General features: G+C 54.4%; 4 protein-coding genes. 1 reads left to right on the top strand and 3 read right to left on the bottom strand.

Features of this window, described 5'->3' with window-relative positions:
• Positions 1 to 334: 334 nt before the first annotated feature.
• Positions 335 to 3,688, top strand: coding sequence for a carbohydrate-binding protein (locus tag QEH57_RS21595; protein ID WP_309008871.1), 3,354 nt, complete (start codon positions 335 to 337; stop codon positions 3,686 to 3,688).
• A gap of 237 nt (positions 3,689 to 3,925) precedes the next feature.
• On the opposite strand, the gene QEH57_RS21600 is transcribed toward QEH57_RS21595, so the two are convergent.
• The 3 genes from QEH57_RS21600 to QEH57_RS21610 form a co-directional block, all read right to left on the bottom strand.
• Positions 3,926 to 5,368 carry a glycoside hydrolase family 28 protein gene (locus tag QEH57_RS21600; protein WP_309008872.1) on the bottom strand — a complete coding sequence of 481 codons (1,443 nt, stop codon included), beginning with the start codon at positions 5,366 to 5,368 and terminating at the stop codon, positions 3,926 to 3,928.
• A gap of 43 nt (positions 5,369 to 5,411) precedes the next feature.
• On the bottom strand, positions 5,412 to 8,375 hold the full coding sequence (locus QEH57_RS21605) for a carbohydrate-binding protein (protein ID WP_309008873.1): 2,964 nt from the start codon (positions 8,373 to 8,375) through the stop codon (positions 5,412 to 5,414).
• 544 nt (positions 8,376 to 8,919) lie between these two features.
• Positions 8,920 to 12,381: a TonB-dependent receptor plug domain-containing protein gene (locus tag QEH57_RS21610; protein ID WP_309008874.1), complete on the bottom strand. Its 3,462-nt coding sequence runs from the start codon at positions 12,379 to 12,381 to the stop codon at positions 8,920 to 8,922.
• Positions 12,382 to 12,431: the final 50 nt, after the last annotated feature.

Consider the following 12,431-nt stretch of genomic DNA (forward strand, 5'->3'; position numbering starts at 1 on the left):
GGTAGCATCATCATCCCTCCCCTAGGGGCAGAGTCAGCAAAGAAATGCAAGGAACGTCCCACGCGTCTCCCGCCCGCACTCGCAACTCGGCATCCTGTATTTACAGGATGGGCGGGAATGCGGCTTGATGGCAAACTGTACCCGCCCCCGATCCCCCCACGTCTACCCCCAAAGCAAAAGCGAGAACGAGATCGGATCTCCCCCCCCCGATCCGCACCGGAGGCTCAATGGTCGCCTATCACGCCATCCCCTAAATCGCTCCGCTTCGACTTACTCGCAGCGCCTTTCAAAAGGGAAGTCCCCTTCGAACCAAGAACCCCACCAATACTGATATATGAAAATAAGAATACCGCTCCTGGTCTCCCTACTGGCGACCTCGCTATGGTGCGCCCAAGCTCCTACCCAAGCGCGAGCATCGTCTCAGCTTAACTATACCTATATATACTTCGAAAACGGATACCCAACCCCACTCTCGACGCGACGCCCCCAATCGCAGGCCAACGTCGCCGCTCGCAACAATCCTGACCTCGTCATCCAAACCGGTTACTACAACCTCAAGTTGGAATGCGACACCATGCAGCTTGCCGGATACAACGCAGCCAACGGATCCGACTACCTTTCGGCCCTCACCGAAGATGTCACCACCTTCACTCCAGCCACGCTTAACCTCTTCGTTTACGTTAACGGAACGAGATACCAATGCACATCGGGTATCGTTCAGAATAGCGCAGACCAGCTCGTTCGCCTCATCGAAAGCGGACAATACGTGCAACGATTCGACCACCTTGGCTTGGTCTTCACCGATAGCCAAGGAAACCAGCTAGGAGTCACCGGCCGCCTAGAAGTCACAGCATGGGCCGACCACGTGACCTTTCTGCTGGACTTCGTCGACGTACCAAACGTGGAACGTACCACCATACAACTCATAACTCCCTCGGGGACCCAACTCCTTTCCGACACCCTCGCGGACCACACCAGCTTAACGCTCGAGCCCCACACCGACACCAAGCTCGAAGATCGAGCTGCTGCAAACTACATAACAGCTGCAAGCGCCCTGCCCAGTGGCACCCCCCTCGCAACCAGCTTCGACTCGGAAGAAGATGCCTTCAAAATCGACATTCCAAATAATCCCATTTCCTACCCCGCCGACAAGGATCGAGTCGACGAGATCCAAGTCACCGTAACGAACCCGACCAGCAACGCTATCGACCTTCCACTCATCTTCGACCAAGGCAGAGGGACCGCTATTACGGGTACCATGATGATGCTGGCCAACCAAGACGGAAGCCCCCTTGGCATCCCCGTACAAATCTCTAAAAATTGGCATACCTCCCACACAACCTTGCACATGGGGTCATGGCTACGCGGATACACCATGATCCCCCTCGAAGCAGGCGAGACGAGAACCTTCAAACTGCGCGTCGTCTATGGATTCTACGCCGGAGGTGACATCGCCGCCGCTACCCATAGCTTCCTTTCCGTCATCGGATGGTCCACCAACTCTAGCTGGAAATGGGACGAATCCGCCCTCGGAGCATGGGGCGAAGCGTTCACCTACGATCCCACCCAACATGCAGCAGGAGCCTTCATGGCAGACGTTCGTCCCAACTTCACCACCAGCAGAAACAACGGAGAATACGGTTGGACCGAGAACACCGGCGGCGGAGACTTCCTCGTATACTACGACAACGCCAATACCTTCCGCTGGGCAAAAAAACTAAAAACATGCTACCTCTGGGCAGGTCCGCTCCTTACGAACGTCCTGTATTCAGGAACCACCGACGACGATAAGATCAAGTTCACCTACCAAGCTCGGTCCGTCGGAACCACGGACTACCACCGCCGTTTTCATAAATACAAATACGAGTTCCTCCAGGACGTCATCAACCCGACTCGCCTTACCTACTTCTCGATGGCGACAGACTACTATATCGGACCCGAATTCACGACTTACTACCGAGGAAACAACAGCGGCCTCCTCTCCAGCTACACCGCCGACCCCGGTGGCAACGAATACGTCGATACTCCCCTGCTCTTCGACAGCCGCTGGCTCTCGATCGACGATACCACGACATTCGGCGGAGACACATGCTACGCCAACCGCGGCATCCTTTCCCTCTCCTCCAAACTCAACGGAGCTAGCCTGCAATCCCATATGCATCGCTACGGTCGCACCTGGGGCGACGATCGAATGCAATTCGAGTTGAGCGCCAACTCCGTTAGCCGCTCCTACTCCGCAGGGGACGTCGTCGAGGGCGAAATCGAATTCATCATGCCAGCGAAAACCGCAGCAGACTACTGGGGTGACGATGCAGAATTCCAATCGCGCCTCGCGTCCTACTCGAACAATTGGAGCGCCGTGCACGATGAATTTAGATACAACCGAAACCTTAGCGTCACCGCAAACCAAGGCACGCTCCTAAGCAGCTACCCAATCGAAATCGCTTCCACCTCCAATACCGTCCTAGCCGACTTTACCATAAACGCAGGTGGCATCGGCCACGTGCCGATGGTACTGAAAAACGTGGACTCCAACATATCCAATATTCAAGTACAACGCTACCTTAATGGAGCATGGACCTGGTACGACGAAGGTTCGATTACAGAACACGACTACTACCAGGGCTACTTGAACGCCAACGGAAACATGGATTACGCCTTCAGCCTGAAGCGCCCGAACTCGGACCTAAGCAGCTCCTGGCGTATCCGAATTCTCGGACAAGGCGGCCCCACCACTGGCGGCCTGACATCCCAGGACATCGGAGCCGTCGGAGCCAGCGGAAGCACCTCCCTGTCCAACGGCACCTACACCGTAGCGGGATCCGGAGCCGACATCTGGAACACCGCGGACGAATTTCGATTCGTGCACGACAGCTTGGAGGGCGACGGCGAAATCATCGCTCGCGTCCTTAGCGTCGAAAACACCAACGCCTGGGCGAAAGCTGGCATCATGATCCGCGAAAGCCTCGACGCCAATTCCAAGTTCGTCTCCGTCGTCCAGAGGCCCGACAATCAAGTTTGCCTGCAATGGAGATCCGCCACCGGCGGCAACGCCGCATGGAACGCCTCCCTCCTTGGCGGTACCGCTTCCGCCAAATACCTGCGCTTGGTCCGCTCCGGAAACAGCTTTGCCGGGTACTATTCCACCAACAGCGCAACCGGCCCCTGGACCCAGATCGGAAGCGCCCAAAACATCTCAATGAACTCCTCGGCCTACGCGGGGCTGGCTGTAACATCCCACAACGACGGCACGCTTTGCAGCGCCGTCTTCGACACCCTGTCGATCTCCAGCGGCAGCTCCGTACCGACCAGCACCGCCCAAGCCGAAAGCTACACTTCGACTTCAGGCTGCTCGACCCAGAGCGCCCACGCTGGATACACCGGTTCCGGATACGTCGACATGGGCGGCAACGGATCCTACTTCGAGTGGAACAACATCGACGGAGGAAACGGCGGGAACGCCACGCTCACCTTCACCTACGCCACCAGCAAGGCCCGTTCCTGCCTAATCAGCGTAAACGGAACCCCCGCCGGCTCCGTGGCATTCGCAGCCACCGGCGCCTGGACTGCATGGCAGAGCGACTCGATCACCGTAAATCTATCCAGCGGAAATAATACCGTCCGCGTAACCGCCGACACCGCGGCCGGCGGACCCAACATAGATAAACTGGAAGTATCAGGAAACTGATAACAACTAAGCTCACCAAACAAGGGCCAAGCGACATCTCTCGGGATGTCGCTTTTTTGCGCCGGCAAGGTAAGGCTTCCAAAACGCACACCGGCACCCAACCTCCCAAGTTGGCTCTCGCTCCGCCCTCCTCCTTCTCGTGATTCCGTCCCTTCCCCAGAGGCCCTTATCCAGCAAAAAAAGAGCCGACTCCCTCACGGAGCCGGCTCTCGGCAACGTTCCGCTACGGAACCGAAGCTATTCTTCAGTAAATCCAACAACGTCTTCCAAAACGATCCGCTCACGAGCATCCGGTTCCCGAAGCTCCAACGCTACATTTCTGAACGTAACATCCTTTGCATGCCGTACATACGCGCCCCAGGCCGGAAGCACGCCGAAAAAGAACTGTTCGGGATAGCGTGCGATGTCTTCGGGAACGACTTGAGCCGCATCTTCTTCGGTCCCTCCTCCCGGAAACGAAATCCTAATGTTTTCCAAAAGAACGTCCTCTACCAGATGACCGGGAATTCCAGATATCATGATCGGGCCCGATTTCGTCTTCGCCATCTTCTCCCACTCCTCGTCCGAACGCTTCATCAGGTCCTTCTTCATATGCGTAGCGCGATAAGCATTCTCGCGCGTCTCCACCGTTACGACCGCATTCACATCGCGAATACGCACATTGCGAAGAGTCCCAACCGGCACGCCTTCCGGCTCCACGTCCGCATTGTACTTCTGCCCCTTGAAGTTCTCATAGGAACGTCCGCGATTGCCCAAACGAATGAAGATCGGATTCCCAACGTCCTCCATGACAATTCGAGAAATATCCACGTTCTCCAAACGCCCTCCGTCAACCAGCTGCAACTTGATCGCTCCCATTGGACTATCGTAAAAATAGCAGTTCGTTACCTTGATATCTATAAATCCGCCACGAGAGGAAGTCCCCAGCTTCAAAGGGGCCGTATTGCTGGCTACCTTGCAGTTGCGAATCACGAAATTGCGGCACGGGTTCTTGGAACTCTTCAAGCAAATCCCGTCGTCGCCCGCATCGATATCGCAGTTTTCGATCAACACATTCTCGCAACCATCCAAGTCTAGACCATCGTTATTGTATCCATTATTCCGAAACCGAACCGTGACGCCATCGATATGGATGTCCTTGCTATCGACGAAATGCAATCCCCAGGAAGCGGGCCTTCTATAAGTCACGCCCGACAAGGTTACGCGCTCGCAATTGATGATATTTAGCAGATGAGGCCGCGGGGACCCCTGCTTTCTCGGAAATGCCTCCGGCGTGCCACGCCCGTCGATTTCGCCCAAGCCCTCGATCCTGATATCGGTAGCGTCTACCGCGTAAATGAGGCAATGTCCGCTGCCCTCCCGCTTCTTTCCCATATCGTTTACGTAATCGGCGATATCCTGGCTTCCCAGCAAGGTCGCTCCGTAATCGAGCGACAAGGTCACATGGCTCTTAAGCTTGATAGAGCCGATCTGATAATCCCCTGCTGGCACCCAAACCGTACCGCCCCCTTTCTCAGCGCAGGCATCGATCGTTTCCTGCAGGGCAAGCGTATCCATCGCAACACCATCCCCAACCGCTCCGTAATCCCTCACATTCAAGACCACTTCGCCGGAGGCGACCGCGGGCAAGCTTCCCAGAACGGAAAGCAATACTAGTATTTTTATAAAACAGTTCTTCATATTGATAATTATTCTTTAGATTTACACAAACATTGCTTCATCCCTAATCCTGCAGCGCTATTTTCAGCTTCATGAAGAAGGCATCATCGTCCGGCGTCGTCGCGCGGACGCGCTCATAGTCTGCGTCAACGGTTTCCCTAGCGATTTCCGTTACCGCACCCTCCTTCCAGTTTAGGAAATCAACAGGCCGCGTATCCATAATCGAGTACACGATCCCTCTATCCTCAGCGTCCCGACGCCGTTGGTAAACGAATTCCAGGCCTTCCTCCTTTCTCTGCAAAAGCGGAAACATCCCGCGATCTTCCCCTGAGAGCGGATTCCCGCCCAAGGCATACTCCACGAGATTCACCACCCCGTCCCGATCCGGGTCTGCCGATAGCTCCAAATCGCTTCCGGAAAGGCCCTTTGCTTGAGCCCAAACCTGGAACTGCTCCCCCGCGCTCAAACGGTTCGCAGCAAGAGAGATGCGGTCGACATTCGGGCCGCCCGCATCCGTATTCACCGTAATACGGATCGTGTTCTCGCCAGCCAACAATGCTACCACGATCGTCTTCTCCTGCCAATTGTCCCAAGTGCCCGTCGAGCTAAAGACATGGGATCCGATCGCGATACCGTTAACCGTTATCGTACAGGATCGATCCGTTGCGGAGGCATATCGAAAGGTCAACTTCACCTCTCCACCAGCGCCGCCACCGACTCCTTCCCATTGCAGCCACGTGCCTGCGCCACCCATATCCATATAGCCAGCGCCCGAGTAACCAGGACTGTCAGTCCTCAGGAGACAGCCGGAAGTGGAGGTATAGTCCTCCCCTTCTATCTCCGATTCGAGAGCCCCTTCTCCTCCTCCGTCATACACTGCATTGCCCAAAATACGGATTCGCCAACTTTCGCTCAAATCCTCGCTGGGACGCTTGAAACTAAACGCGCAATCGAGAGAGCCCTCCGCGTTATAGAATCCCTGAAAATAGTTTCGTTTATTAAATGAACCATCCTCGTACCAAACCCATTCGCCATCCAAATAGCGCTGCACTCCGATAACCGCTTCCTTCGAAACGTTTCTCAAAATGACAGGTACATGGCCAATGCCTCCGCCATCAATGGTGAAGTCGGCCAAGACATCGCCAGACTCCGAAGAAATCTCCAAAGGATAATTGCTCAACACGGAACCTGTCGTCGCGACGACCTCAAGATCCCGATTGTACCTGAATTCATCGTACACGGCACCCCATTCGCTGGTGTAAGCAGCCAAGCGGGACCTGAATTCCTCATCCGCGCCCCAATAGGATTCAGCGTTCTTCGGAGGCATCATGAACTCCATCTCGCCTTCCACCACATCGCCTGCCGCATAGGAACGGCCTACCGATTCGGAGCTGAGGTCGAAGAGCATCTTCGGCGTGCTGGCGCTCAACCCATACGGATGCATGTACAAGTCGAACGGTTCCCCGTTCAAGGTCGAGCTCAGGGCCAAAAATCCCCGATACGCATAGTTGACTCCTCCATTCCAGGCAGTCGTATCGTTAGGAATCACCCAGCTATCCCTAAACAAAAGCGGATCCCCCTTGTACTGATTGCCTCCAGGAGAGCTGGCGTAACTCTGAGTCAACCCCTCCGCACTCCCGTGGTGATAAGCGGTATGCTGCGGCCCGTTGTAGCCATCGGCTCCCATCTGAAAAAAGATAAGCCGCCTCGGGTCGGTCACGTCGTCCAAGAACTCGTAACGAAAGGCGTTGAACTTCCGGTGGTAGTCCAGGCCCGCCACTCCGCGCACCGTGTTTACGTAGCGGATCTTCCCGTCGTCGCTTATCCCCGAATACAAAACTTCCGTAACGTTCGGACCGGACCACTTGTAACAGGTCTTCATGAGTTTGCTAAAACGGAAGGTATTCGAACTGTCGTAATACTGGAGGAAGTTGCCTCCCCCCATATTCTCCGTCCACCCGTGATCGCCGCCGCCCGTGCTGGTAGTAAAGGTAGGCCGCACATCGGCCATGTGAGCTCGCCCAGCATGACGAGTCGGATCATAAGTCAAGGATTCCCCCCAGGCTCCGAGGGCCGACTCGTCCCATTTCCAGTTCGCCTTATCGTTCCAGCCTACGATCGAAAGAAAGGAGTGAGATGCTGCCGCGACCGTGCCGTCGCTCCAGTACCCGTAGACCACTCGCAAGCGAAAGGTCTTGGACTCCCCCGGGGCCAAAGGAAGCATCGTGTAACCGCGCAGCCAGGTTCCCATATGGACCGTATCCAAACTCTGGTGCCAGTTCTTCGAGATCTGCACCGGAATTCCCAGCGGGCTTCCGTCCACTTCGGTCAAAAGCATAACCGTACCCGTAACCGCCCTCGCCGAAATCGGATCGAAGATCATCGGCACTTCGATCTCTTCATCCGTGGGATTTCTCACCGTAAACTGATATTCGTCCAACCGGTTGGTATCTCGAGGGTAGCTCACGCTTCCCGCTGGGACGATCGCCTTGATCGCCATCTCATCCGTATCGTACTCGGAATCCAATGGTGATCCCGACCCTAGATCCAAGGCATCGCTCAGATAGTCGCCTACCTCCATCTGCTCGTAAGCGGTATCGGTGTGAGGACTCAGCGACAGACGGGCCACATTCCCGAGCGCATCGGCCAAATGCTGCACGTTCGAGGGCGACACAACCTGAATCGTCGCTCGCGTGGCTCCCGGCACCTCTTCCAAATCGAGTTTGAAAGTAACGTGATCTGCCCATGCGGTAACTTCTAAACGAGGGTTGCCGACCAGCACGTTCCCATTCGCATCCTCAAAAACTAGCCCCAAGTGGTCGAAACGCTGCACATACTGCCCGCTTTCAATCAAGCGCACATACATTCGTCCTGTATTGTCCTGCACCACACCGGAAACGCAGCGGTAACGCGTGTCTCCAACATACGCATACAAATTTAGGGTTGCCGGTGTGAATTGCGTAACGTCCTCCGTCAATGCCGACTCGTAATCGCTTCCCTCGAGTGCGTCGTAGCCAGTAAGCTGCATCGTCTTGCACTCAAGCTTCAGACTATAGTAACCCGTCTGTACGATTAGATTAGGACTCTCCCGAGCAAGGGAGCTACCAGGCCAACCGACCCTCATCGGATAACCATTTTCGAAACTAATATAAGTATAGTTTCGGTTCATCGCTGCATTCACCTCGGGCAAAGATCGCCCCAGCAAAACAAATACGGACAAGAGGAAAAAAGTTCTAAACACGACAGGGTAAAGGTTCGCAATCATTCGGGTTTTCATGGGCATAAACGAATCAATGTCAGACAAGTTTCTTGAGGGCTAACCGCATCAACGATAGCTACCCCCAAAGCAGGGGACCACAGGGTAAAACAATATACCTAAATCCAGAGGAATTATCCATCCTCCATATACACGATATACTTCTTAAAACATCACGAGAACCAGATAGTAACATCTGATCATGTTCAGATGTAATGAATTTTAAACTACAAGGCCTCGAGACGAATCCGTCTCGAGGCCGATTTTAAACGACTGAGAGCAATCCAAGCGGGCTACCCTCAGGACATGCTACAAACTAAAACTCGAAGGTGTTGGTGAGCACGAAGGTGCGCGGGGCTTCGGCCTTTACGCGGGCGGCCGTTCCATCCGGCTGAGCGCGGATGACCTCAACGCCATCTCCCGCGAACAGGTTGCGGATATTAAGCTGAACTCTCCAATTAATAGTATCGTTCTTGATTTTCTTGGATCGGCCGAACCACAAATCGTAAGTATGGTCATCTTGACCTTGGATAGGCTTGGTTACGTCCGGAGCAATAACGTCGCCTGGCAAGGTCGTAAGCGCATAGCCAATCGAGGCCGAATCAACGTAGCGGTAGGCCGAACCAATGTTCCAACCCCTCATCTTACCATCGGTGAAACGATAGTTCGTGATGATGTTTGCCCGCCATTCGCGAACCTCAGGATTATCCGCTCCATCCAAAGCCGTGTTCGAGAAATAGGCATTCCCGGCATAGGCTCCAAGGATAAGCTGATTCCAGCCTGTGCCGCCAGCCAGCGGATCCTGAAGCGGGGTACGCAGCTTGTTAGCCCCAAAGATCGAGCCCTTTGCGTTCTCTACGCTCTCAAGAGCGTTCATCAGGCCGGTAAACACTTCCGTGAAACCGGGAGCCAGATTGGTACGAACCGCCTTCTGCTGGACGATGCTGGCAGAGATTCTCCAGTTCTTGGTGGGATTGAAGATCGTCTCGACCTCCAGACCCTCGCCCTTTACGTCCGCGGTATCGGCCAGAATCGACCAAAGCGCCGTCCCAACCGTAAAGCTTCCGTTTTGGTCGGGATTCGTTGGGTGAGGCGTATAGGAGAATTCTGCTGTATCCAACAAGTAACTATTGGGGAAGATCGCTTCATACGCTTCTCTCAGGTCCCATAGTTGATCTAGCGTCATGTACTCCTGACCCGCCGAGGTATTGACCTGGTCGATAATCCCATTCCCATCCGCGTCGAATGCGGGATTGTCAAACTGACGGTCGCCGTCCTTGTCGTAACGCAAGGTCTCGCGATACAACTCGCCCCAACCGCGTATCAAGGATACGTTCGTCGTCCAGTTGTATCCAAAGGAAACCGGATGGAACTGCTCGTCTCGGATCGTCGACTCGTACCAGTTGACTCGCGTGATCAGCTTTTCATCGAAGGCCGTGACGGTGAAGCCATAGTCAATACTCTCGCCAGATGGACTCGGCAAGGGATTGCCGCGGATATTCCCCCCCGACAAGTTAGGAATGAAATTCGAGGAATCTCCATAGTGGAAGGACAAGCTCGTACCGTCCGGCAGCCAGGATTTTGGCAGCTTCGCGACGAGGTTATAGGAGAAGTTATTGCCCTCGACCGTGTTGATCGGGCTGGAATCAAGGTTGAAGTCCTCGGCACCAAACAAACGGATCCCTTCGGCATCGGCCGGAGCGGTAGCTACCGCATTTTCCCACTTGTCCTTACGCCAACCCAAATTGGCAACGAGATGGTCCTTCAAAAGGAAGCTCTGCAGGTTTAGGGCCTGGCTGCTTACCTTAGTCTCCTCCATTCGACCGGAGAAGTTGACCCACTCCGGCGTATAGGTTCCAACCTTGGTAACACCCTCAGTCATGTCGAAGTACGCCAAAGGCACTTCCAAGCCAGCAGGATATTCAAGGGTAACGCCTGGCTCCACTCCAGTGATGATAACGTCCTCGATGGTCAGGTTCGGATCGGTGAATACGTTTAGCTGCTGAGGTCCCACATAGAATATATTCGAGTTTTGACGCTGAAACGCAGTGGCATCGGGCTGGATCAGATTCACCGCAGCATTGTTTCCATTGCTCGCCATCCGGTACTGCTTATTCACGCTATCAACCCTATTCTCATCGAATAGCCCCACGGCGCGGTGCGAGCCCAACCAACGTAGAATACCATTATCGAACTTATCTTCGAAATCGATCTGCGCGAAAGCGGTAGCGCGAATCGTCTCCCTATCCGTCGATAGATCGGTTGTATTCGAAGACTTGGAAGCGATAAAGGGACGCCCGTAGTTCGGGTTCGTCGCGCCGAACAAGTCGTTTGGACCGATCGGCAATGTCTTGTTCACGTCGAAATAGATCGTGGGCGAACCACCCATAACGAAACTATTGCGACTCCAGTTCTGTGCATCGTATGCAAGCTCGAGGCCAAAGTTTCCATCCTTGCTTTCCGTTGTGAACGAAAGGTTCAACGCGTCGAAATCGTTATCGTAACGATCCAAACCGCCCGAATAGAGGTTCTTCCGGAAGTCGAAGGTTTCCAGGTTCGTCAATCCTTGGGAAGTGTAGCCGGTAACCAGGTCGCCGTAATTAGGCATACCGATAAACCGTACGGCGGCGTCGGATCCCGTCCAGTTTCCGTCAGGGTCATAGGTTATATTTCCGATGGGAACATTGCCATTTCCGTCGGGAGCGCCCCAAGCGCCACCATCTACCGTAGTCTGGAACGCATAGGCTGGCAGCCCATTCCTAGAGGTCCCATCAAAAACGTTGGCCCAAAAGCGAGCGCTGACTTCGGAGCCCGCCGCCGTACCGGAGGTCAGGATATCGATCTGTTCGCCGTTCGCATCGAGACCCTCGAAGTCTACGTTCCCGTTCACGACGTTGCCAAATCCATCCAAGCTAAAGCGCTCGCCGTTCGGCATCTCAATGCCAATGGTATTGTCGATCAAAGTAGACAAGGTTTCCAAAGGTCCCAACGAAGACGGTGGAGTCGACTTGATCTTTCCCGTCTCGAAATTGAGCTTCAGGAAGGTGTTGCTCTCATCGAGCAGACGCCACTTCATCGCTCCATAGAATCGGGTCGAATCCCGGAACGCTGAGTTTTGCAGATACTCCTGATCTTCCTTCAACGCAGCGAACCGCACTGCAAATCGATCCTCTGCAAGCACTCGGTTTACGTTAAAGTCAACACGCGTACTTAGATTTCCGTCAAACTCGTCCGTGGACAAACGCAACCCGAGTTCCGTAGAGTCAGAGAAGTTCGCCTGAGCAACATCGCTATTGATAATGCCTCCCGGAGAGCCAAGACCAAACAGGAACGAGTTGGCGCCGCGCTGGATGTCGACTCGATCTGTTATATAAGAATCAAAAGGGATGTCCGTCTCGAAGAAACCGCGCGTACGGGTGGGAGCCGCAAGAGCTCGGATACGGTTTCCGGCTGCAGGATTTTGACGTATTTCGCCATCGTTCTGAACCCCGGAACTATCCGTTCCAGTAAAGTTTCCGCTGGGTCCTGCAGTGTCCGTATTGGTGGTATATACCAGCAACTCTTCGGTGGACGTTGCCGCAAGGTCCTCTAGCATTTGCTTGGTTACTGCTTGAATCGAAGTGCCGATGTCTTCGATCTTGGAATTGAGTCGGCCACCAGCAAGCGTCTGGGTGGCGCGATAACCGTCATCGGAATCCGCGTTCACTTCGAACGGAGACAAAACGAAGATCTCTTCTTCTTCCTCCTCTTGTCCGTACAAAACTCCGGTTGCTGCCACAGCGCAGAGGGGTAACAACCACCGCAATCGGCGATTGGAACATACTGTTT

Origin of the sequence: Pelagicoccus sp. SDUM812005 (assembly GCF_031127875.1) — a bacterium.
Classification (GTDB): Bacteria; Verrucomicrobiota; Verrucomicrobiia; order Opitutales; family Opitutaceae; genus Pelagicoccus.

Excerpts from the sequence above, each read along its gene's own strand:
- QEH57_RS21595 (WP_309008871.1), top strand. The coding sequence starts at position 335 with ATGAAAATAAGAATACCGCTCCTGGTCTCCCTACTGGCGACCTCGCTA.
- QEH57_RS21600 (WP_309008872.1), bottom strand. The coding sequence starts at position 5,368 with ATGAAGAACTGTTTTATAAAAATACTAGTATTGCTTTCCGTTCTGGGA.
- QEH57_RS21605 (WP_309008873.1), bottom strand. The coding sequence starts at position 8,375 with ATGCAGCTTACTGGCTACGACGCACTCGAGGGAAGCGATTACGAGTCG.